The organism is Microvirga brassicacearum (assembly GCF_008757455.1).
Lineage (GTDB): Bacteria > Pseudomonadota > Alphaproteobacteria > Rhizobiales > Beijerinckiaceae > Microvirga > Microvirga brassicacearum.
Window position 1 is genome coordinate 34,526 of the sequence record NZ_VCMV01000022.1, and the last position, 21,968, is coordinate 56,493.

Genomic DNA, 21,968 nt, shown 5'->3' on the forward strand with positions numbered 1-21,968 from the left:
CTAATGACATTGCGCTGGCATGTATGATGCCTCAATCGCTAAAATGTCGGAAATGCGGCGCATGAGCAATGGCCGCAGGACCTGACGGAGGCCGCCTGATGGACAAACCGCCCGGAACCGAGCAACCCCGCCTGGCCTCCCCTGACTTCGATGAGCTCTCCCGAAATCTCGCGCTGTTTCTCGAAGGCGCCGGCAAGGCCACCGCTGCCTATTTCAAGCCCTCCAACGGGGCCGCCGCAAAATCGAGTTTTGCCGATGAGGCGGCGGAGGCGGTGAAGACGTTCGGTCATGTGGCCGAATCGTGGATGGTCGATCCGCAGAAGACGCTGGAAGCGCAGACCAGGCTCGGAACCCAGTTTCTCGAACTCTGGACCGCCACGTTGAAACGCGCCCAAGGGGAGACGAGTGACCCGGTGGCGATGCCCGAGTTGAAAGATGCGCGGTTCCAGGATCCGGAATGGTCCCAGAATCCGGTCTTCGACTTCTTGAAGCAGGCCTACCTGATCACGTCGCGCTGGGCCGAGGATGTAGTGGAAGGCGCCGAACATGTGGATGAGACCACGAAACAGAAGGCGCGTTTCTACCTGAAGCAGCTCTCGAGCGCGCTGTCGCCGTCGAATTTCCTGCTCACCAACCCTGAACTGATCCGGGAAACCATCCAGCATAACGGCGCCAATCTGGTGCGTGGCGTCGCCATGCTGGCGGAAGATATCGAGGCCGGCGGCGGCGAGCTGCGCATCCGCCAATCGGATCCCAGTTTTTTCAAGGTCGGGCAGAACATCGCCGCCACTCCCGGAAAGGTGGTTTACCGCAACGACCTGATGGAGTTGATCCAATACACGCCGACGACCGATACAGTGATCAAGCGCCCCTTGCTGATCGTGCCGCCGTGGATCAACAAATTTTACGTGCTCGACCTCAATCCGGAAAAGAGCTTCATCCGCTGGGCGGTGTCGCAGGGATTGACGGTATTCTGCATCTCGTGGGTCAACCCGCAGGCGAGGCACGCGGAAAAGAATTTCGAACATTACATGCGCGAGGGCATCTTCGCCGCGCTGGATGCGATCGAGGAGAGCATCGGCGAGAAAAAGGTCACGGCGGTAGGCTATTGCGTCGGCGGAACGCTGCTCGCAACCACCCTCGCCTTCATGGCGGCAAAACGCGACAAGCGGATTGAAAGCGCCACCCTTTTCACCGCGCAGGTGGATTTCACCTATTCGGGCGACCTCAAGATCTTTGCCGATGCGGAGCAGATCGGCATGCTCGAAAAGACCATGAAGAAACGCGGCTATCTCGAGGGCAGCCACATGGCGAATGCCTTCAACATGCTGCGGCCGAACGACTTGATCTGGCCTTACGTGGTCAACGTCTACATGAAGGGGAAAGCGCCCTTCCCGTTCGATCTGCTCTATTGGAACTCGGATTCCACGCGCATGCCGGCCGCCAACCACGCCTTCTATCTGCGCAATTGCTACCTCGAAAACAAACTTGCCAAAGGCGAACTCGAAATCGGCGGCGTGCTGCTGGACCTGAAGAAGATCAAGGTGCCGATTTTCAACCTGGCAACCCGGGAGGACCACATCGCGCCGGCAAAATCGGTCTTCCACGGCTCGAAGATTTTCGGCGGCCCGGTCGATTTCGTGCTGGCCGGCTCCGGTCACATCGCCGGTGTCGTCAATCCCGTGGCGAAGCCCAAATACCAATACTGGACGGGCGGCCCGGTGGAGGGCGAGCTGGCCGACTGGATGGCGGGCGCGAAGGAAACCGAGGGGACCTGGTGGCCATACTGGTTTTCCTGGGTCGAGAAACAGGCGCCCAAGCGCGTCCCCGCGCGCGATCCTGCGGCCGGAAAACTTGCGCCCCTCGCCGAGGCACCCGGCACATATGTGCTCGAACGCGCCTGATCGCCTGCTGAATCCTGCACCGAGCGGCTAAAGGCTCGGGTCTCAGCTCATCCCGAGAACGACCGTTAGGCCTTCCTCCGCGTGAGGTTTCGCGACAGCGTTGCACACTGATCGGCATGCAAATAAAAAGGCCGGCGCAAAGCCGGCCTTTTATTAAGGATGCAGGAAAGGCATTCAGTATTTGCGAACGATCGGCGCCGGGATGGCCACGGCGGGATTGTCCCAACGATATTTGACCGCCGCCGAGATGATATCGACCGACGAATCCACGTTTGCGGCGAGCACCACGCCACGGGTCGGGAAGAGCGGATTGCCCGGTGCGATGTTGATGTCGGTGTTTCCGACCGAGAAAATGTGGGTGTAGGCCAGATCGAAGGAAAGTTGATCGCTCCAGTTATAGGTCGTGCCGAGCGAGACCCAGACACGATCGGAATCGGGCAGACGCGGGCTGCGCGTCTCGAGTTCGATCGGCGAGATCTCATAACCGAGGCCGGCGCGCACCTTCCAGGCGTTGTTCACCCGGTATTCGCCACCGACCGAGAAGAACCAGCCATCCTCATAATCGAGCGGAAGATAGGGCGATGAGGCCAGAAGCGTGCCGGTCGCCTGGTTCATGACGCGCGGGAATCCGAGGCGGCTCCAGTTGGTCCACTCGGCCGTGCCGTGAAGCGTGAAGGCTTCGCCGACCTGTTGGCTGATGCCGACCGAGACCGATTCCGGCAGCACAAGATGCGCCTTGATGGGAACGCCGAAATACTGGAACGACCCTTCGAGATCGTGCTCGACCGCGGAGCGGAAACCGACACCGATCGACGTGCCGGCGAACGGCGTCAGGGTGGCGCCAAGCGAGTAGCCGAAGCCGTAGCTGTCGCCTTCGAGACCGGCGCTTGCGGCGAACGGCGATGGGTTTGCGGGTGACGGGCCGATGGCCGAGAAGTAGCGCACCTTGAGATATTGCGCACGCACGCCCGCGCCGACCGACAGCCAATCGTTGACCTTGTAGCCGATGGTCGGCATCGCCTCGAGGGAGAAGATCGAGGTCGTGCGGGCATAAAGCTGACCGGCCCAGATTTCTCTCGGCTTGGTCGCGAGGCCGTAAGGCGCGCCGCTGTAGAGACCGATCCAGAGACGATCGTTCACCTGGTAGCTGGTGTAGCTCGCCGGCACGAGCGCATCGAGACCGATATCCCCCGATGGGCCGAGTCCGGCGAGACCCGCCGGGATCGTAAAGACCGGATTGATCTTCGATTCCGGGATGATGGCGGTGGCGTGAAACTCGGCTTGGAAACCGGGCGCCATGGTAATCGTCGCCGGGTTCCAGTACATCGACGAGACGCCACCCGAGCCGGATGCGACGCCGGCGAAAGACAGGCCCTGCCCGGTGGCGCTCTGCTCACGAAGAGCGAAGGCGCCAGCCTGAGCGCCGCCCTGGGCGGCTATGAGAGCTGCAACGGAGATTGCAGCCAAGGTCGCGGAACGGGTCAAATGGCGCATGAAATTTCCTGCCCTCGGGACTAGCATTCTTTTCGCGGCGGACGAATCCGCCTCTCGGGACACTCTGCCGTTGCTTCATTTTGGTCGCAATCGGTTAATGACAGCCTTCGCGCCCGTGGTGCCGGCCCACGCCCTTAACGGCAAGACTTCAGATTACTTTCGATTGAGCCCACGGATATTTGAAAACTCCGGGAATCCCAGATAGTTCACATGTAAACTAGCATAGACGGGCCGCCGCTGCTTGTGCGGGCAGTGCCTCTCCGCAGTAACTCCGAATGGGTAGTTTCCCGGCGATCGTGACAAAACCGCAACATAATCGGGGCAAAAAGGGCGTTGCCATCGCGAGGGGTTTTGCTCGATAACCGCCTCACCCTGCGGCAGGAGAGCCAGATGAAATTGCTTCGATTCGGTGAGTATGGACGCGAAAAGCCTGGTCTTCTCGATGCGGACGGCAATATCCGCGACCTGTCCGGTGTGGTGCCGGACATGGCCCGTGATGCACTGGCGTCCGACAGCCTCGCCCGGCTGAAAGCCCTCGACCCGACATCGCTGCCTCTCGTGCCGGCCGGCCAGCGCATTGGCGCCTGCGTGGGCAATGTGGGCAACTTCATTGCCATCGGCCTCAACTATGCCGATCACGCCGCCGAGACCGGAGCGGCCATCCCCGCGGAACCCATTGTCTTCAACAAGGCGCCATCCTGCATCGTTGGGCCGAACGACGAGGTGATCATCCCGCGCGGCTCCGTCAAAACCGATTGGGAAGTCGAACTCGCCATCGTCATCGGCGATCGCGCGTCCTATGTAGGCGCGAATGAGGCTATGAATTTCGTCGCCGGCTATTGCATCTGCAACGACGTGTCGGAGCGCGAATATCAGCTCGAACGCGGCGGCACATGGTCGAAAGGCAAGGGCTGCCCCACCTTCGGGCCGCTTGGCCCCTATCTCGTCACCAAGGACGAGATCCCCGACCCGCATAACCTGTCCATGTGGCTCGACGTGAACGACGAGCGCCGGCAAAAAGGCTCCACGCGAACCATGATCTTCAACGTGGCGAAGATCGTCTCCTACGTGTCGCATTTCATGATTCTCGAGCCTGGCGACGTCATCACCACCGGCACGCCCCCCGGCGTCGGCATGGGCATGGTCCCGCAGCAATTCCTCAAGGCCGGCGACACGATGCGCCTCGGCATCGAGGGTTTGGGCGAGCAATACCAACGGGTCGTCGCCTTCGAGCAGCAGGGCGTCGATACCAGCCGCGGACTCAAGTCCGAATCGCCGCTGGCGTAGGGCGAGACGGCCGGGGCCGGAGTCGGACGAAAACATCGCGGTCATCCGAATGCCCGCCGAAGACACCATCCGGATCGCCCTAACCGGCGAGATGGTCCATGCGCAGCATGTCGCCGCGTTATTGACGGGTTGAAAGCCGTGAACCTCCTTTAGGCAAAACGCACTTGCCGGCGTGCTCTTGCCCCTCTTGCGGCGGGGATCGGAGCTTGACGAAGGGGAAAGGACGCCGACCGGCTCTCCTCCCCTTGTGGGGAGGAGTTGGAGGTGGGGGTGCGGGCGCCTTTCTTGCCCGATCCGGAGCCGACACCCCCACCCTGGCCCTCCCCGCAAGGGGGAGGGAAAAGTGCTTTAAATGTGGATCACGCGTCCATATGCATCCAGCACGCTCTCGTGCATGGTCTCCGACAACGTGGGATGGGGGAAGACCGCGTGGATGAGTTCTTCCTCCGTCGTCTCGAGGTTCATGGCGATCACGAAGCCTTGAATCAGCTCCGTGACTTCCGCGCCGACGAGATGTGCGCCCAGCAACTGGCCGGTCTTCTTGTCGAAGATGGTTTTCACCAGCCCCTCCGGCTCGCCGAGTGCAATGGCTTTGCCGTTGCCGACGAACGGGAAGCGGCCGATGCGAACCTCGATTCCCTGCTCCTTCGCCTTCGCTTCGGTGAGCCCCACCGAAGCGATCTGCGGGTGGCAATAGGTGCAGCCGGGAATCTTCAGCTTGTCCATCGGGTGCGTATGCAAGCCCTTGATGGTTTCGACGCAAATGACGCCCTCGTGCTCGGCCTTGTGCGCCAGCATCGGCGGGCCGGCGACGTCGCCGATGGCGTAGATACCGGGCACGTTGGTGCGGCCCGATCCATCGGTGACGACGGTGCCGCGATCGATCTTCACGCCGAGCTTTTCGAGCCCCAAATTCTCGATATTGCCGACGACGCCGACGGCCGAGATCAGGCGCTCGGCCGTGATTTCCTGCGTCGCCTTGCCGTCGTCGATGGTGGCGGTGATGGAATTCGCGCCCTTCGCGACTTTCGTGACTTTCGCGCCGGTCAGGATCTTGATGCCCTGCTTCTCGAAGCGCTTGCGCGCATGAGCTGCGATCTCCGCATCCTCGACGGGCAGGATCTGCGGCAGCACTTCCACCACCGTCACTTCCGCGCCCATGGTGCGGTAGAACGAGGCGAACTCGATGCCGATGGCGCCCGAACCCATGACCAGAATCGATTTCGGCATCGCCTCCGGCTTCATCGCCTCGAAATAGGTCCAGATCAGCTTTCCGTCCGGCTCGATGCCCGGCAGCGCGCGCGGACGTGCGCCCGTCGCCACGATGATGTGCTTGGCCTGGTACGTTCCAGCGCCAAGGGTGCCTTTCGGCGGCGGCGTCTGCGGCTGCACTGCCGGCTTCTTCGGCTCGCTCACCACGACCTCGCCGGGCTTTGCAATGCTCGCCTCGCCCCAGATCACGTCGATCTTGTTCTTCTTCATCAGCATGCCGATGCCACCATTGAGGCGCCCCGACACCCCGCGCGAGCGCTGCACGATGGCCGCCGCGTCGAAGCCGATCTTTTCCGCCACCAAGCCGTAATCCTTGGCGTGGCTCATGTAGTGGTAGATCTCGGCCGAACGCAGCAGCGCCTTCGTCGGAATGCAGCCCCAGTTGAGACAGATGCCGCCGAGATGCTCCCGCTCCACCACCGCAGTCTTGAGGCCCAGCTGCGCCGCGCGGATCGCCGCCACATAGCCGCCCGGCCCGCCGCCGATGACGATGATGTCGTATTGGGTTGTCATTTAGGTCTCCATTTCCCCTCCCCCTTGCGGGGAGGGGTCAGGGGTGGGGGTGGTGCGGACGAGCGCCGCATGAATGGTGTCGAGCACGACATCGATTTCGAGCATGACATCGCGATTGGAAAAACGAAGAATCCGAAAGCCCTGACCGGCGAGATACGAGCTCCGTCTCTCGTCGTAGGCGACGGCTGCAGCAGCGCCGTGCTGCTCGCCATCGACCTCAACGATGATCCTCGCATTGTGACAGAGGAAGTCCGCCACATAGGGGCCGATGGGAACCTGGCGGCGAAAGTGCGTTCCTTCACGAGGCAAACGAGTTCTGAGATGCCACCACAACCGCCTCTCCGGCTCCGTCAATTCGCGGCGCAATGCCTTTGCATTCGTGGCGGCCCGCGACGAGATGGGCTCAAGACGAGGCTGCTTCCATGACATTGCTGGTCCTGTTGGCAAGAGCTTGCATCACGACCCCCACCCTGACCCTCCCCGCAAGGGGGAGGGAAAGATGCGGAGCTTTTTCACACCAACATCCCCATCGGGTTCTCGATCAGCACCTTGAATGCCGCCAGCAGTTCCGCGCCGAGCGCGCCGTCGACGACCCGGTGGTCGCAGGACAGCGTCACGGTCATGGCCTGGACGATGGCGGGCGCGTTGTTCTTGACCACCACGCGCTGCTCGCCCGCGCCGACGGCGAGGATCGTGCCTTGCGGCGGGTTGATGACGGCAAGAAAGTCCTTGATGCCGAACATGCCGAGGTTGGACACCGCCGTCGAACCGCCGGTATATTCCTCAGGCTTCAGGCGGCGATTGCGCGCGCGTCCGGCAAGATCCTTCATCTCGGCCGAGATCGCGGTCAGCGTCTTCACCTCGGCCTTGCGGATCACCGGCGTAAACAGCCCGCCCTCGACGGCGACGGCGACGCCCACATCCGAATGCTTCAGGCGCAGGATGCGATCATCCGCCCACACCGAATTGGCAGCCGGCACGCGCTGGAGCGCGATCGCCAATGCCTTGATGACGAAGTCGTTGACGGAGAGTTTGTAGGTCGGCTTGCCGTCCTTGTCCTTCGGCGCACCTGCATTGATCTGCTCGCGCATGGCCATCAGCGCGTCGAGTTCGCAATCGAGCGCGAGATAGAAATGCGGCACCGTCTGCTTCGATTCGACGAGACGCTTGGCGATCGTCTTGCGCATGCCGTCGAGGGGAATTTCCTCGTAGGTGCCGGCCTCGAACATGGCCTTGACCTGATCGGACGACAGGCTGCTGGCAAGCGCCGCCGCCGGCGCTGCCTTTGGCGCTGCGGCGGGTTCGGCGCGTTTGGGCGCGCCGCCGGCGACAGCGGCTTTCACGTCCTTCTCGACCACGCGCCCATGCGGGCCGGAGCCCTGCACAGATGCAAGATCGATGCCCGCTTCCTTGGCGATACGCTTGGCGAGTGGCGAGGCAAAGACACGGTTCTCCCGCTCTGCGGCGCCGTTCGGTTTTGCAGCCGGTGCAGGAGCAGCGGGCATAGGCGCTGCTGCCGGCGGGGGCGCGGCCTGTGGCACCTCGGCTGCCGGAGCCGGCGCGGGGGGAGCCGCCGTCGCTTCGGCTTTCGGTGCGGGTCCGCCGGAAGCCGCACCTGTGACACTCTTCGGATCTTCGCCCTCGCCGGCGATCACAGCGATGGGCTGGTTGACGGGGACGTCCGCAGTGCCTTCGGCAATCAGGATCTTGGCGAGGATGCCCTCATCCACCGCCTCGACTTCCATTGTGGCCTTGTCGGTTTCGATCTCGGCGATCACGTCGCCGGATTTGACCGTGTCGCCTTCCTTCTTCAGCCACTTGGCAAGGTTGCCCTTTTCCATGGTGGGAGAGAGAGCGGGCATCAGGATATTGATGGGCATGGTGTTATGGATCCTGATCGATGTTTCAGTTGATGGCCTGGGTTGGGCCGGGATCGGAGGGATCGTCCAATTCGGTTTGGATTCCGGCGGTGATTTCAGCCATCGCCTCAGCTTCCGAAAATTCAGTCTCGGCGGCATAGACTCGCGCGGCGTGACGCGCGAGATCGACCAGCAGAACGCCCCACGTGAAGGGATCGTCGAACGCGCGCCGCAGTGCCACACTCACCGCCCCGTCCACCACCGAAGCCCGCAAGATCTCCACGCCGCCTTTTTCAAGGGCGTCCGGCGGAACGTTGAGGGCTTCGAATTTGCGGTCGGTCATGGCGTCACCTGTAGCAAACGGCCTTCGCCGCCTGTACGATTTCGGCGACGGACGGCAGAGCGAGCTTTTCGAGGTTCGCAGCATACGGCATCGGCACGTCCTTGCCGGTGATGCGGATCACCGGTGCGTCGAGATAATCGAAGGCGTGCTCCATGATGCGGGCAGAGATTTCAGCGCCCACGCCCGATTGCGGATAGCCTTCCTCGACGGTGACGCAGCGTCCGGTCTTCATCACCGAGGCCACGATGGTGTCGGTATCCATCGGACGGATCGTGCGCAGGTCGATGATTTCGGCGCTGATGCCTTCCTTCTCGAGTTCCTGCGCGGCCTTCAGCGCGTAGCTGACGCCGATGGAGAACGACACCAGCGTGACGTCCTTGCCCTCGCGGTGGATGCGCGCCTTGCCGATCGGCACGGTGAAATCATCGAGCTTCGGCACCGGGAACGACTGGCCGTAGAGGATCTCGTTCTCGAGGAAGATCACCGGGTTGGGATCGCGGATGGCGCTCTTGAGCAAACCCTTCGCGTCGGCGGCCGAATACGGCGACACCACCTTGAGGCCCGGAACGGCGGAGTACCACGCCGAAAAGTCCTGGCTGTGCTGCGCGCCGACGCGGGAGGCCGCGCCGTTCGGGCCGCGAAAGACGATCGGCGCGCCGAGCTGGCCGCCCGACATGTAGAGCGTCTTCGCCGCCGAGTTGATGAGCTGGTCGATGGCCTGCATGGCGAAGTTGAAGGTCATGAACTCGACGATGGGTCGCAGGCCCGTGAAGGCCGCGCCGACACCGACGCCGGCAAAGCCATGCTCCGTGATCGGCGTGTCGATGACCCGGCGTTCGCCGAATTCCTGCAGCAATCCTTGCGTGACCTTGTACGCGCCCTGGTATTCGGCGACCTCTTCGCCCATCACGAAGACGTTCGGATCCTTGCGCATCTCCTCCGCCATGGCATCGCGAAGCGCTTCGCGGACGGTCATCGTGACCATCTCGGTGCCTTCCGGAATTTCGGCCATGGCATCGTGCGCAGAACGGCTCGAAATGATCGAAGGGGCGGCGGGCAAAGCATCGGGCGACGTATCCCCACCACGGCCCAAGGCCGATGAGGTCTCGCTCATGCCCTCGCTCTGCGAATCCGGTGTCGGAGCAGTCTGCCCGGGAGCGGCCGGTGCGGCCGGTGCGCTGGCGACGGCTTTCGATGCGTCCTCGCCTTCGACTGCGAGCACGCCGATGGGCGTGTTCACCGCGACGTTGTCGGTGCCGTCCCCGACGAGAATCCTCGCCAGAACACCCTCGTCGATCGCCTCGACCTCCATGGTCGCTTTGTCGGTTTCGATTTCGGCCAGCACGTCGCCGGGCTTGACCTTGTCGCCTTCTTTTTTCAGCCATTTGGCCAGTTTGCCCTGTTCCATGGTGGGAGACAGGGCGGGCATGAGAATGTCGATCGCCATGGAAGACTCTTTTCCAGTTGCCGCTGCGGCGAATATTGGAGGGCGAATTGTCGGGGAGAGCGCCTAATGCGCTTCCAGGAGAATGTCGGTGTAGAGCTCGGAGGGATCGGGCTCCGGATCGTGGGTTGCGAACTCGGCCGCCTCGTTGACGATCTCGCGCACCTTGCTGTCGATGGCCTTCAGCTCGTCTTCGGACAGCTTCCAGCTTTCGAGAAGCCGGCGGCGCACCTGCTCGATCGGATCGTGCTCCTCGCGCATGCGGGTCACCTCGTCCTTCGTGCGGTACTTGGCCGGATCGGACATGGAATGGCCGCGATAGCGATAGGTCTGCATCTCGAGGATGTAAGGCCCCTTGCCGGACCGTGCGTGCTCGACGGCGCGCTGGCCGGCAGCGTAGACCGCGCGGATATCCATGCCGTCCACCTGCTCGCCCGGAATGTTGAAGGAGACGCCGCGCTTCGAGAAATCCGTTTGCGCCGACGCGCGGTTGACGGAGGTTCCCATGGCGTAACGGTTGTTCTCGATCACGTAGACGACGGGCAGCTTCCACAGCTGCGCCATGTTGAAGCTCTCGTAGACCTGGCCCTGGTTGGCCGCGCCATCGCCGAAATAGGTGAGGCAGACATTGCCGTTCTGCCGGTAATGATTGGCGAACGCGATGCCGGTGCCGAGCGAGACCTGCGCACCGACGATGCCATGGCCGCCGTAGAAATGCTTCTCCTTGGAGAACATGTGCATCGAGCCGCCCTTGCCCTTCGACAAGCCGCCGCGACGGCCGGTCAATTCGGCCATGACGCCTCGCGCCTCCATGCCGCAAGCCAGCATGTGACCGTGATCGCGATAACCCGTGATCACCTGGTCGCCCTCCCGGGTCGCCAGCTGCATGCCGACGACGACGGCCTCCTGACCGATATAGAGGTGACAGAATCCGCCGATGAGGCCCATGCCGTACATCTGTCCGGACTTCTCCTCGAAGCGACGGATCAGCAGCATCTCGCGATAGGCGCTGAGATCCTGGCCCTTGTCGAATTGGGGAGAATTGGGAGTGGCTTTTCGGGCCGGCGTCTTGTTTGGCGTGGACTTGTTTGCCTTGCGGGCAGCAACAGCCATCGGGTCCTCCGAAGGGTTTCCTCGACGAAAGTTGTAGCGCAGTCCGTCCGGGAAATCGAGAGGCGCAAAGAGGTGTTTCAACGATACAGTGAACAGCCCAACCGACTGATTCAACTTGTCAAAATCGAATCAACTTGATTTGAGTTAAGTAGAAATTCGGTTAGTTTTTGCTGTCGGGGAGGATGATCACGAGATCGCTGCGGTGCACACGTCCGAGCATGATCCGCGCCCGCTCTTCGAGAAGATCGCGGTCGATCTGGTCGCTGCGAAGCAGCGCGATGCGGCGATCCCAATCGGCCCGCTCGGATCGAACGATCTCGAGTTCGTTGGTCAAATCCTGCGCCTGCGCCTCGTATTTCTCACGCGCGTCGAAGCCGCGCGCGCCGCTATGGGCGTGGTGCACGAAATAACCCACGACAGCCGCCGAAACGCTGTAAAGCATCAGCGGAATGAGGAAACGACGGACGCGCCTGCGAATGACCATGGCGAGATTCCTACATCGTCATGGTTAAGAACCGGTTTCCTGAGGGGCGTGCAACGTTCGGTGGAGGCGTTCACGCGGAGACCTGCAGGCCAATCATGCCGCACGGTTCAGCGTGATGCCAGAAAGGCCGAAAGGGCCTGTCTTGGAGCACGAGGCTGTCCAGAGACCGCTGGACGGTCCTTCGAGACGCCGATACGCGGCTCCTCAGGTGAGGCGGAGACACACTAAGTGCCATGGAGGCGTAGGCTCCGCCTTATCCTGAGGAGCGAGCTTGCTCGCGTCTCGAAGGATCCTCCAGAGACCACTGGCTTCGAGACCGGCCTGCGGCCTTCCTCAGCAGAGGCTGTGGGGTTCTGTTCAGTCCTACGGCGTCGCCGCAGCGGTCAGGCAACCTCCCGGGCAGCCTCTCAGGACGAGGCAGAGCCTTCGTCTTCGGAGGCATTCCCGGCCCATCCATACACTGACGCGCGCCGGAGTTAGGCGTGCGTGCCCGGGCCAGGCCCGGGCATGACGGAAAGAAATTCACGAGTGCGGGCACGTGCGCCCTCGCCTACACAACGAAGAAATCGCTCGCCGTCATCTTCAGGTTCTTGGTCACCGTCGCGAACTGAATCGCCGCCTTCGCGCCGGTGCCGTCCTGGTCGTAGAACAGCGCTCCGGTCTTCTTGTTGTAGATGATGCGGTCATTCGCATCATGCGCCTTGTCGCCCTGCCAAAAGGCGGATTTTGCCAGAACCCCCTTCTTGGCAATCTTGGTGAAGGCCGATTTCGCCAGATGAATGGTGTCGTCCTTGACGCTGAAGTCGGTGATCTTGTCGAGATTCGTCTTCTTGTTGGGTTTCGTGTCGAACACGAACACGTCCCGACCTTTGCCGCCGGAGAGAATGTCCCGGCCCAGGCCGCCGGCCAGTTTGTCGTTGCCGAGACCGCCGCCGAGCGAATCGTTCTTCGCACCGCCGACGAACAGGTCGTCGCCGATCGATCCGGCCGTTGTCTCCACCGCGACATCGCCGACGGCGATGGAGAGCAGCTGGTCGTGGGAGAGGCCGCCCTTGTCGGTGACGCGGACCTTGATCGTGTGGGACCGGGCCTGCTCGTAATCGAACTTGAAACCATCGGCCACCAGCAGCGACGTGCCATTGAGGACAAAGCGCCCGCCCGCATCATCCAGAAGCCGATAGGTAAAGGTATCGCCCGCATTGGCGTCGACGGCTTTCAGGATCGCCACAGGTGTTCCTGTGGCCGACAACTCGGCGATGGTGGAGGCGCTCGCATCGATCCGCGTCGGCGCCACGTTGTCGGGCTCGCTCGGCCCCGGATCCACAATGACGGCGGGGTCCACATTTACCGTCACCGTGGTCTCGCTGTCGCCCGCATCCGCCAGCTTGATGCTGATCTGCTTTGCCGCGGCGATCACACCGTCGACGTGGGAATAGGTCAGGGCCCGCACCAATTGTTCAATTTGCGCAACGGTGGCGGTGGGGTCGAAGTCGATTGCCAGTTGCGATCCGCTGACAGCGGTAAAATGACCGATGGGGGTGCCGCCGACGCTGATCACGCTGTTGGCCGCCACTCCGCTCGACAAGGTGACCGCACCCGTGACGGCGACGCCGAGCAGGTTGCCGGCGTCAGCCGGGCCGCCGACGCTCACTGTCAGAGACGAGATTGCATCATCGGACGCGATCGTCGCGCTCACGCCCGCATCGAGCACCACGGGAGCATGCCCGTTCAGCGTCACGTGATCCCCATCGAGTTCCGCGACAACCGGCGGCTGTGCCACAAAACCTTCAGGATCCACGGTCACAGTGGCCGTCGACTCGCGGAAGGTTGCATCCATGAGATGGATGCTGATTTGCCTGGACGCCGCGATGACGCCATCGGCATGGGAATAGGTCAGCGCCCGCATCAGTTCCTGGACGAGGGCGGGTGTGGCCGCAGGGTCGAACTCGACTGCCAGCTGCGGACCGCCGTCAGACGTGGAATGACCGATAGCGGTGCCGCCCACACTGATCACGCTGTCAACCGCCAGCCCGTTCGACAATGAGACCGAGCCGGTCGTATCGACACCGAGCATGTTGCCCGCGTCACTCGAGCCAGTGACGCTGACCGAGAGATATTTGATCGCGGCATCGGCGGTGATGGTGACGTTCAGGCCGGCATCGAGAATGACGGGATTGTGCCCGCTCAGCATCACGTGGTCGCCGTCGAGCTCCTCGAGGACCGGGGCCAGTTGGGTGGTGGTGATGACCGGTCCATCGATGGTTTCCTTGGCGGCGATGATGTCCACGCCCTGTGCATGAAGCGCAGTGCGCTCATCCGCGCTGAGTATGCCGTTCGTCAGGACCAGCTTGTCGTTATCAACCGAATGGCCCCTCACCAGCTTCGCCGTCTCTGCGTTGTCGAGCGTGATGACCGCGTCGTCGTCAAGCAATCCGATCTGCGCGACGTTCAGGATGATCTTCCCCGCAAGATTAATGTCGGTTCCCGCGAGCGAAAGGTAATTCGTGCCGCCCGCACCATCGATCCGTTTGACATCCGCCAACTGGTGGGCGCCGAGGACGATGCTATCGATGCCGTCGGTCCCCTCGATCGTCTCGATCCCTGAGAATGTCGCCAGCTGTGTCAGATCGAAAGAATTCACGGAGATGCTTCCGCCGACGAGTTGGAGCGTATCGTCACCCAGGCCGCCGTCGATCTCGTCCCCATCCGTGATGCAGAACTCAGGCACCGTGAAAACGTCGTCTCCGGCGGTTCCCACAAGATGATCGGTCCCAGGCGTGAAAACCTCGGCGTCGTCCGGAGCCGTCGTGATGGTCAGCGCCGCGCTCGCATACTCACCGTCCGGCCCGCCGATATCCACTTGCAACGATCTGTAGGCGATCAAACCGGCATCCGCCGATGTATTCACATAGGTCAATGAGCGAAGAAGCTCCTGCACCAGTTCGGCCGTCGCCGCCCCATTGAATCCAAAGCTGAGGAGAGTTGGATCGCTCCAAGCGGCCACCAAACCGATGACGATCCCGTCCACCGCGATCTCGCTGCCGATATTGAGCCCGTCGGTCGCGCTGACGCGGGAGAACAGCGGATCGATGCCGAATTGGTCGTCGGTCGTCCCCGAGCTGTTGTAGATATCCATGTAGCTGACGAGCCCGCTCGCCGACGTGATCAGGGCATCTCCACCCAAATCGATGTGAACGGCTTGACCTGCCGGGCTCCGGACGCTGTCGCCATCAAGACCCGTCAGCGTCAGGGGCTCGGTGAGGGCATCGAGCGCCACGTCGAACGCGGGAGCGGGTAGAGCGGTGGATCGGTTCGGAAGCATCGGGTCACCCTTTTGGCTGACGGCATCCGATCGCGGGCAGCCGTCCTGGTTCCCTTCACTATATGCAACGAAACATCATATCAAGCCCCTGACATAAGGTCAGCTCGGATGTCCCGGATCGACGCGGTACTCCGCCGGTACTCCGCCAGCGATGGGGCAAGGGCACGGAAACCATGGCGACGGACCGCCCTGGCCGGACCACCGCCTCAGAGCACGTAGAAATCGTGCGCGGTCATCTTGAGATTCTTCGACACGGTCGCGAACTGGATCGCCGCCTTGGCGCCGCTGCCATCCTGGTCGTAGAACAGCGCGCCGGTCTTCTTGTTGTAGATTACCCGGTCGGTCGCATCATGCGCCTTGCTGCCGGCGTAGAAGGCGCTGCCGCTGAGAACGTCCTTTTTGGAAATCTTCGAGAAGAAGGTTTTCACCAGGTGGACGGTATCGTCCCTGACGCTGAAATCGATGATCTTGTCCAGGTTGGTGCGCTTGTTCGGCCGGGTGTCGAAGACGAAGATGTCTCGCCCCGCGCCGCCGGTGAAGATGTCGTTCGACAGCCCGCCATAGAGCTTGTCGCTGCCAGCCTCGCCCGTCAGCCGATCGGCGCCCCGGGTGCCGCGCAGAGTGAGTGGATTGGTCTCGACGACGTTGGTGACGGCGAGATCGAAGGTCCTCGTCACTTCGCCGCCATAGGCGTCCTTCGCCGTCAAGGCGATGCTGTGATGGCTTAAGGCCTCGAAATCGGCGGCTCCCACCAGGACGAGGTTCGCGCCATCCAGTCTGAACAGGCCGCTCGGGTTCGACGTCAAGCTGTAGGAGAGCGCATCGCCATCCGCGTCGAACGCCGCGAGGCTCGCACGACGGCGGTGACAGGCGTGTCCTCGGTAAAGACGGCTGTGGAAAGGGCGAGATTGACGGGAGCAGCGTTGGTGAGGGTGATCTTCTGGTCGGCAAATTGTGCAAAGCGGATGTTTTTGAGGGTGTCGGTCCCATCGCGGGTCGCGTGCGAATCCGCGACGACGAACGAACCGTTCAGATTATCCTGGACGGCGTATTGCGAGCGGTTGCCGCTGAAAGTCGCGACATCATTGCCTCCGCCCCCATCGATCACATCGTTGCCTTGATCGCCCGAAAAGGTTTCGGAACCGGATCCTCCAAAGGCAGCGTCCTGACCTGCGCCGAGCGAAAGCAATCCGATGTGGGTCCCCGACCGCCCGAAATATGTGTCGTTCCCATCGCCAAGAATAATCCGGCCGCTGATGAAGCCGTCATTGGCCACAATATCGGTGCCGGATGCGCCGACGATGGCATAGCCGTTGCCGAGACCGGCGGTTGTCTCGATCTTTCCGGCGTTCAGGAGGCTCAGATTTCCGGATGCCGCCAATATTCCCGTATCGCTCGCAAGGACTCTGCCGAAATTCTGAACCGCGTGGGTCCCGACCAGATAGAGTCCGTATTGGCCTTCCACTTTCCCGAGCGCGCCGATGATCACGGTGCTTTGTGCGTTTTGGCTCCGCACGCCGGTCGTGTAGCCAATCGCCGAGCCATTGATCACAAGAGCATTGGAGGCGCCAGACGCTGTGGAGATTGAAGTCCCGAACATCGAATGCACGCTCACGCCGTCCATCAGGAGAAGCGTATCCCCGCCGGCGAGCGTGAAGACGGCGGAGCCCGCTTCGGACACAATGGACGTGGTGATGACTTGATCGGGCATGGGGTCTCCAAACGGTCTTGCGGCCGAGCTTCGACCTGAACAACAACGCGATAAATGAATTATCACGTTATAAAGTTCGAAAAGACCTGAAGGCAACCCGTGACAAAATGCTGAATGGTCGCAGCCTGCAGAGCCGCGACCTTCACTCAGCCCAAGGCCTCAGCGCCCCGCCCGCGTAGCGCGCCGTCGCCAAAAGCGAGCGGAGGAACAGCGACGGACCGCAGGTCAAAAGAAGCTTTTCAGAGCACGTAGAAATCGCTCGCCATCAGCTTGAGATTCTTGTTCACGGTTGCGAACTGAATTGCCGCTTGTGCGCCGTTACAACCTTGGCAGATCGTCAGTATCTTATGCCGAACTCGGTCGCTGGATTTGAGAAGCGCAAGACGCGCGAAATACGCGCGCGCCCTCAGCCCAACGCCTTCAGCGCCGCCCTGCCCGCATAGCGCGCCTGCTCGCCAAGCTCCTCCTCGATGCGGATGAGCTGGTTGTACTTCGCCGTCCGGTCGGAGCGGGCGAGCGAGCCGGTTTTGATCTGGCCGCAATTGGTCGCCACCGCGAGGTCGGCGATGGTCGAGTCCTCGGTCTCCCCGGAGCGGTGCGACATGACGGAGGTGTAGCCGGCGCGGTGGGCCATATCGACGGCGGCGATGGTCTCGGTAAGGGTGCCGATCTGGTTGACCTTCACGAGGATCGAATTGGCGATGCCGCCCTTGATGCCCTGCGAGAGGCGTTCGACGTTGGTGACGAACAGATCGTCCCCGACGAGCTGGCATTTCGACCCGACGAGATCGGTGAGGAGCTTCCAGCCCTCCCAATCGTCCTCCGCCATGCCGTCCTCGATCGACGCGATGGGATAATTCGCCACGAGCTGCGCCAGGTACTCGGCCTGCTCCTTCGAGGAGAGGCTTTTTCCAACGCCCTCATAGGCATAAGCGCCGTTCTTGAAGAATTCGGTGGAGGCGCAATCGAGGCCGATGACGATATCCTGACCGGGCTTGTAGCCGGCCTGCTCGATGGATTTCATGATGAAATCCAAAGCTGCCTCGGCGCTCGGAAGGTTGGGCGCGAAGCCGCCCTCGTCGCCCACATTGGTGTTGTGGCCGGCATCCTTCAGGGCCTTCTTCAGGGTGTGGAACACCTCGACGCCCATGCGGACCGCTTCCGACAGCGTCGGCGCGCCGACGGGTAGGATCATGAATTCCTGGAAATCGATCGGGTTGTCCGCATGCATGCCGCCATTGATGATGTTCATCATCGGCACCGGCAGCACCCGCGCCTGCGTCCCGCCCACATAGCGGTAGAGCGGCAGGGTCGAGGCATCGGCCGCCGCTTTCGCCACGGCGAGAGAGACGCCGAGGATCGCGTTGGCCCCGAGCCGCGCCTTGTTGGGGGTGCCGTCGAGCGCGATCATGGTTTCGTCGATGAGAATCTGCTCCTCGGCGTCGAGCCCACCGATGGCATCCAGGATCTCGTTGTTGACGGCCTCGATGGCCTTCAAAACACCCTTGCCCCCGTAGCGCTTCTTATCGCCGTCGCGGAGTTCCACCGCCTCATGGGCGCCCGTGGACGCGCCTGACGGAACAGCCGCTCGGCCCATGGAGCCGTCTTCCAACGTCACATCCACCTCGACCGTGGGATTGCCCCGGCTGTCGAGAATTTCGCGCGCGTGAATGTCGATGATCGCGGTCATGGAAGAATGCTCCTGCGGCTGAAAGAGGAGGCCATGCGGCCTTGCGTCATGGAACGGCTTATTGACCGAAACGGCGGAGTGAGCAAGGACGTGTCACACTCGAACGCAAGGTCATCAACCCATGACGGACCCATCCCTGCAACTCGGCAAGAATGTCGGAACTCCGCAATCGCCGGAGGAGGCGCTCCTCGACCGGGTGCCGAATCCGCACCCCGATACGGATTACGTGGCGCGGTTCACGGCGCCGGAATTCACCTCGCTCTGCCCGGTCACCGGCCAACCCGATTTCGCCCTGCTGGTGATCGATTATGTGCCGGGGCCGTGGCTGGTCGAGTCGAAATCGCTGAAGCTCTATCTCCACAGCTTCCGCAATCACGGCGCTTTTCATGAGGATTGCACGGTCGCTATCGGCAAGCGCCTGGCCGAATTGCTGGAGCCGCGCTATCTGCGGATCGGCGGTTACTGGTATCCGCGCGGCGGCATTCCCATCGATGTGTTCTGGCAGACGGGCGAGGTGCCGAAAAATCTCTGGCTGCCGGACCAGGGCGTGGCACCCTACCGGGCGCGAGGCTGAGGCGTGGGGCGGCGCAGGACGGATGCGGCCGTCAAGCCAAGGCCCACGACGACGATCGCCGCCACGAGGGTTGTGACAGTGAGCCCCGCCCGGTCCAGTCCGTAGCCCATGGCGACTACCCCAAGCGCCTGTCCGACGAAGAACGAGAATGCATGGAGCGCCACAGCCGATGCCCGCGCCGTCGGTGCAACCTCGGTCACCTGCGTCTGAAAGGTGTTGTGGAGCATGTAGAAGCCGAGCCCCATCACCACCATGGCGAAGGTGTAGAGCTTCCAGTCGCCGCCCCAGCCAATCGTCACCAGCGCCAGCGCCGCCAGAATGCCGCCACCGATCAGCATCCGCGTGAGACCGAGCACGCGCAGCATCCAGCTCACCAGAATGGAATAGACGAGGCCGCCGATGGCAAAACCGCCAAGCGCCACGCCCGCCTCCGTCGCGCCACCGCCGGCATTGAGCTCCAGCAAGGGCGCCATGTAGGGAAAGATCCCGAAGATGGCCATCGCCTCGACGAACACGAACGAGAACAGCGCCAGCGCGCGCGGGTTCGAGAGGATCTCGCCGTAGCGCCGAAGGGCACTGGCGAGGTCGAACCGGCCGCCCGGCGCGGCGCCACGGAAGCCGATGAACGTTGCGCCGAAAGCAAGGCCCATCAACACGGTGGAAAGGCCGAACACGCCGCGCCATCCCATCGTCTCGGCCAGGAGACCGGCCAGCGATGAGCCGGCGAGTTGGCCGGTGATGATCGCAACCAGGTAGCGGCTCAACGCCAGCTGGCGCTGCTCCATCGCAACCCGGTCGCCGATCAGCGCCAGCGACATCGGAACCGCGCTGCCGGCGGCGGCACCGGCAATCATGCGCAGGATGAAGAGCGTTGCGATGTCGGGCGACAGAACAGACCCGGCGAGCGCCAGAAGCGCAAGCGCCAGCCCGACCTTCATCACGCGCTCTTTTCCCAGCGCGTCGCCAACAGGTCCGAGGATCGGCTGAACGAGCGCATAGGGCAGCGCGAAGGCCGCCGACAGCAGCGCGGTGGTTTGTGTGGTCGTGCCGAGATCGCGCGCGATGATGCCTACCATCGGCTCGACCGCACGGGAGGAGAACGTGCTGGCAAAGCCGCTCGTGGCGAGAATCAGGATCAGATTGCGCGGCGTCATGGAACCGTTTCGCGGAGGACTCGGAAAGGCGCGTCCGCCTCCTTAGCACGACCTTCCGCAACGACGAGCCATAGAAGAGCGCCCCTGCCCTTCCGCCTCATCATGGCTTGACCGACGAAGTCAGGCCTTGGCGAGGGCGTCGAATGCCTTCAGGCGCGCCAGCAAGCCTTCCAGTTCGCGCAGCGGCACCATGTTGGGCCCATCGGAGGGTGCTTTGTCCGGGTCCTGATGGGTCTCGATGAAAACGCCCGCCACGCCGACCGAGACCGCGGCGCGGGCGAGGACCGGCACGAATTCGCGCTGCCCGCCCGAGGTGGCGCCCTGCCCGCCCGGCTGCTGCACCGAGTGGGTGGCATCGAAGATCACCGGCGCGCCGGTTGCCGCCATGATCGGCAGCGATCGCATGTCGGACACCAGCGTGTTGTAGCCGAAGGACGCGCCGCGCTCCGTCAGCATCACGTTGGGATTTCCAGCTCCGGTCACCTTGGCGGCCACATTCGCCATGTCCCAGGGCGCGAGAAACTGCCCCTTCTTCACGTTCACGACCCGGCCGGTTTTCGCCGCAGCAAGCAGGAGATCGGTCTGGCGGCACAGGAAGGCCGGGATCTGCAGGATATCCACGACCTCGGCCACGGCGGCGCATTGGTCGTTCTCGTGCACGTCGGTAATGACCGGCAGCCCGAACGTTTCCTTGACCTCGGCGAAGATCGCCAGGGCCTTGGCAAGGCCGATGCCACGGGCGCTCGAGCCGGATGTGCGGTTCGCCTTGTCGAAGGAGGATTTATAGACGAGCCCGATCCCGAGACGCGTCGTGATCTCCTTGAGGGCGGAGGCCATTTCAAGCGCGTGCGCGCGGCTTTCCATGGCGCAGGGTCCGGCGATGATGGCCAGCGGCAGGTGGTTGCCGAAGCGCACATTGCCGGCCTGAACGACGGCGGGTGTCTGGTTTGTCTGGTTCATGCCGCGTCCCTACGCTTTTTTTGCAGGCAGGCAAAGAGGATACGACGACCTCAGAGCTGACCGGAAATTGTCTCACCGACCGTCGCGGCGACAGCGTCCCACGGGCTCATGCCCCAGGTTTTCTCTCGAAAGCCTCATGCTGAGGAAGGCCGAAGGCCTGTCTCGAAGCACGAGGCTCTCCAGAGACCGCTGAACGATCCTTCGAGACGCCGCTTTGCGGCTCCTCAGGATGAGGTGGGAGAAATGCCCTACGAATCCTCATGCTGAGGAGGGCAAAGCCCGTCTCGAAGCACGCAGCACCCAAGCAGCCAGATCCCTTGAAGCAGCGCTTTCCCCGCCCTCCTCAGGCGGGGACACGCCTCGTCATGGCGATTCCCAGCCAGACTTTCAGAACGTCATCGCCGCAGCGTTGACGATGCCGGCCGCAAGCGAGGCGGCGCCGAGGAAGAGGGCTGCGGCCATCTCGCCCTTGGCGATGCGCAGCGACAGGTTCGGCATCACGATCCGCACCAGCCAATAGACCAGGATCTGCACCGCGAGCGCGACGAGGCCCCAGATCAGGCAATCCACGATGGTCTGGGCGTGGACGATGGCGCTGGCGAGCGGCAGCGCAAAGCCGACGAGGCTGAAGCCGAGGGCGGTCGCGGCCGAGATGACGTTGTGGCGGATCAGCGCGAACTCGTTGTGCATGGTCGCCAGCGTGTAGATCGCCAGATAGAGCGCGATCAGCGCCGTCGCGACCACGAACAGAATGATGAAATCCAGCAAGCCGGCCAGAGTCGAAGTCATGTGGTTCCCCCAGAGGATCGGTGAGCGTCTTTTAGAGAATCGCTTTCGATTCGCG

Annotated in this window: 18 protein-coding genes; 3 read left to right on the plus strand and 15 right to left on the minus strand. The window is 62.6% G+C overall.

All coding sequences use genetic code 11. The features are described 5' to 3' along the window. The first annotated feature begins 98 nt into the window (after positions 1-98). Complete coding sequence (locus tag FEZ63_RS14605; protein WP_150945697.1) at positions 99-1,904, plus strand: PHA/PHB synthase family protein; 1,806 nt, start codon at positions 99-101, stop codon at positions 1,902-1,904. Positions 1,905-2,078: 174 nt separating this feature from the next. Here the strand turns inward: FEZ63_RS14605 and FEZ63_RS14610 are convergent, their stop codons facing one another. Continuing rightward, entirely contained in the window at positions 2,079-3,398 is a 1,320-nt protein-coding gene (locus tag FEZ63_RS14610; protein WP_150945699.1) for an OmpP1/FadL family transporter, read from the minus strand. 390 nt (positions 3,399-3,788) lie between these two features. Here FEZ63_RS14610 and FEZ63_RS14615 point away from each other — a divergent pair, with 390 nt between their 5' ends. Beyond that, the gene (locus FEZ63_RS14615; RefSeq protein WP_150945701.1) at positions 3,789-4,685 is read left to right on the plus strand and encodes a fumarylacetoacetate hydrolase family protein; all 897 of its coding nucleotides are present in this window, start codon (positions 3,789-3,791) and stop codon (positions 4,683-4,685) included. Positions 4,686-5,033: 348 nt separating this feature from the next. Here FEZ63_RS14615 and lpdA read toward each other — a convergent pair whose 3' ends face one another. The 11 genes from lpdA to eno form a co-directional block, all read right to left on the minus strand. Then, positions 5,034-6,470, minus strand: coding sequence for a dihydrolipoyl dehydrogenase (gene lpdA, locus FEZ63_RS14620; RefSeq protein WP_150945703.1), 1,437 nt, complete (start codon positions 6,468-6,470; stop codon positions 5,034-5,036). Next, positions 6,471-6,899, minus strand: a complete 429-nt coding sequence (locus FEZ63_RS14625) for an endonuclease domain-containing protein (protein ID WP_150945709.1) — start codon at positions 6,897-6,899, stop codon at positions 6,471-6,473. A gap of 83 nt (positions 6,900-6,982) precedes the next feature. Next, on the minus strand, positions 6,983-8,350 hold the full coding sequence (locus FEZ63_RS14630) for a pyruvate dehydrogenase complex dihydrolipoamide acetyltransferase (protein WP_150945711.1): 1,368 nt from the start codon (positions 8,348-8,350) through the stop codon (positions 6,983-6,985). Between the two features lie 25 nt (positions 8,351-8,375). After that, positions 8,376-8,672: a DUF5076 domain-containing protein gene (locus FEZ63_RS14635; RefSeq protein ID WP_150945713.1), complete on the minus strand. Its 297-nt coding sequence runs from the start codon at positions 8,670-8,672 to the stop codon at positions 8,376-8,378. Positions 8,673-8,676: 4 nt separating this feature from the next. Next, entirely contained in the window at positions 8,677-10,119 is a 1,443-nt protein-coding gene (locus tag FEZ63_RS14640; protein ID WP_150945715.1) for a pyruvate dehydrogenase complex E1 component subunit beta, read from the minus strand. 63 nt (positions 10,120-10,182) lie between these two features. Further along, complete coding sequence (gene pdhA / locus FEZ63_RS14645; protein ID WP_150945717.1) at positions 10,183-11,229, minus strand: pyruvate dehydrogenase (acetyl-transferring) E1 component subunit alpha; 1,047 nt, start codon at positions 11,227-11,229, stop codon at positions 10,183-10,185. 160 nt (positions 11,230-11,389) lie between these two features. Then, a complete protein-coding gene (locus FEZ63_RS14650; protein ID WP_150945719.1) occupies positions 11,390-11,713 on the minus strand; it encodes an FtsB family cell division protein in 324 nt (107 codons plus the stop codon). A gap of 550 nt (positions 11,714-12,263) precedes the next feature. Beyond that, complete coding sequence (locus FEZ63_RS25945) at positions 12,264-15,035, minus strand: M10 family metallopeptidase C-terminal domain-containing protein (RefSeq protein WP_150945723.1); 2,772 nt, start codon at positions 15,033-15,035, stop codon at positions 12,264-12,266. Between the two features lie 206 nt (positions 15,036-15,241). Next, on the minus strand, positions 15,242-15,841 hold the full coding sequence (locus tag FEZ63_RS14660) for a calcium-binding protein (RefSeq protein WP_150945725.1): 600 nt from the start codon (positions 15,839-15,841) through the stop codon (positions 15,242-15,244). After that, positions 15,838-16,746: a calcium-binding protein gene (locus tag FEZ63_RS14665; RefSeq protein WP_150945727.1), complete on the minus strand. Its 909-nt coding sequence runs from the start codon at positions 16,744-16,746 to the stop codon at positions 15,838-15,840. The genes FEZ63_RS14660 and FEZ63_RS14665 overlap by 4 nt, the downstream gene beginning before the upstream one ends. A 406-nt stretch (positions 16,747-17,152) precedes the next feature. Further along, positions 17,153-18,436 (minus strand): phosphopyruvate hydratase, encoded by a 1,284-nt coding sequence (gene eno / locus FEZ63_RS14670; protein ID WP_150945729.1) that lies wholly within the window; start codon positions 18,434-18,436, stop codon positions 17,153-17,155. Between the two features lie 121 nt (positions 18,437-18,557). Between eno and queF the strand changes: the two genes are divergently transcribed. Beyond that, positions 18,558-19,010 (plus strand): preQ(1) synthase, encoded by a 453-nt coding sequence (gene queF / locus FEZ63_RS14675; protein ID WP_150945731.1) that lies wholly within the window; start codon positions 18,558-18,560, stop codon positions 19,008-19,010. Here the strand turns inward: queF and FEZ63_RS14680 are convergent. From FEZ63_RS14680 to FEZ63_RS14690, 3 genes are all read right to left on the minus strand, one after another. Further along, positions 18,992-20,164 carry an MFS transporter gene (locus FEZ63_RS14680; protein ID WP_150945733.1) on the minus strand — a complete coding sequence of 391 codons (1,173 nt, stop codon included), beginning with the start codon at positions 20,162-20,164 and terminating at the stop codon, positions 18,992-18,994. The genes queF and FEZ63_RS14680 overlap by 19 nt on opposite strands. A 120-nt stretch (positions 20,165-20,284) precedes the next feature. After that, the gene (gene kdsA / locus FEZ63_RS14685) at positions 20,285-21,124 is read right to left on the minus strand and encodes a 3-deoxy-8-phosphooctulonate synthase (protein ID WP_150945735.1); all 840 of its coding nucleotides are present in this window, start codon (positions 21,122-21,124) and stop codon (positions 20,285-20,287) included. Between the two features lie 387 nt (positions 21,125-21,511). Next, positions 21,512-21,913 (minus strand): DUF350 domain-containing protein, encoded by a 402-nt coding sequence (locus tag FEZ63_RS14690; RefSeq protein WP_150945737.1) that lies wholly within the window; start codon positions 21,911-21,913, stop codon positions 21,512-21,514. Positions 21,914-21,968: the final 55 nt, after the last annotated feature.

What these genes read in the sequence shown, in the direction of transcription:
- FEZ63_RS14625 (WP_150945709.1), bottom strand. Translation starts at nt 6,899, where the DNA reads ATGTCATGGAAGCAGCCTCGTCTTGAGCCCATCTCGTCGCGGGCCGCC.
- FEZ63_RS14635 (WP_150945713.1), bottom strand. Translation starts at nt 8,672, where the DNA reads ATGACCGACCGCAAATTCGAAGCCCTCAACGTTCCGCCGGACGCCCTT.
- FEZ63_RS14665 (WP_150945727.1), bottom strand. Translation starts at nt 16,746, where the DNA reads ATGCCCGATCAAGTCATCACCACGTCCATTGTGTCCGAAGCGGGCTCC.
- eno (WP_150945729.1), bottom strand. Translation starts at nt 18,436, where the DNA reads ATGACCGCGATCATCGACATTCACGCGCGCGAAATTCTCGACAGCCGG.
- FEZ63_RS14610 (WP_150945699.1), bottom strand. Translation starts at nt 3,398, where the DNA reads ATGCGCCATTTGACCCGTTCCGCGACCTTGGCTGCAATCTCCGTTGCA.
- queF (WP_150945731.1), top strand. Translation starts at nt 18,558, where the DNA reads ATGACGGACCCATCCCTGCAACTCGGCAAGAATGTCGGAACTCCGCAA.
- FEZ63_RS14680 (WP_150945733.1), bottom strand. Translation starts at nt 20,164, where the DNA reads ATGACGCCGCGCAATCTGATCCTGATTCTCGCCACGAGCGGCTTTGCC.
- kdsA (WP_150945735.1), bottom strand. Translation starts at nt 21,124, where the DNA reads ATGAACCAGACAAACCAGACACCCGCCGTCGTTCAGGCCGGCAATGTG.
- FEZ63_RS14615 (WP_150945701.1), top strand. Translation starts at nt 3,789, where the DNA reads ATGAAATTGCTTCGATTCGGTGAGTATGGACGCGAAAAGCCTGGTCTT.
- pdhA (WP_150945717.1), bottom strand. Translation starts at nt 11,229, where the DNA reads ATGGCTGTTGCTGCCCGCAAGGCAAACAAGTCCACGCCAAACAAGACG.
- FEZ63_RS14630 (WP_150945711.1), bottom strand. Translation starts at nt 8,350, where the DNA reads ATGCCCATCAATATCCTGATGCCCGCTCTCTCTCCCACCATGGAAAAG.
- FEZ63_RS14640 (WP_150945715.1), bottom strand. Translation starts at nt 10,119, where the DNA reads ATGGCGATCGACATTCTCATGCCCGCCCTGTCTCCCACCATGGAACAG.
- FEZ63_RS25945 (WP_150945723.1), bottom strand. Translation starts at nt 15,035, where the DNA reads ATGCTTCCGAACCGATCCACCGCTCTACCCGCTCCCGCGTTCGACGTG.
- lpdA (WP_150945703.1), bottom strand. Translation starts at nt 6,470, where the DNA reads ATGACAACCCAATACGACATCATCGTCATCGGCGGCGGGCCGGGCGGC.
- FEZ63_RS14690 (WP_150945737.1), bottom strand. Translation starts at nt 21,913, where the DNA reads ATGACTTCGACTCTGGCCGGCTTGCTGGATTTCATCATTCTGTTCGTG.
- FEZ63_RS14650 (WP_150945719.1), bottom strand. Translation starts at nt 11,713, where the DNA reads ATGGTCATTCGCAGGCGCGTCCGTCGTTTCCTCATTCCGCTGATGCTT.
- FEZ63_RS14605 (WP_150945697.1), top strand. Translation starts at nt 99, where the DNA reads ATGGACAAACCGCCCGGAACCGAGCAACCCCGCCTGGCCTCCCCTGAC.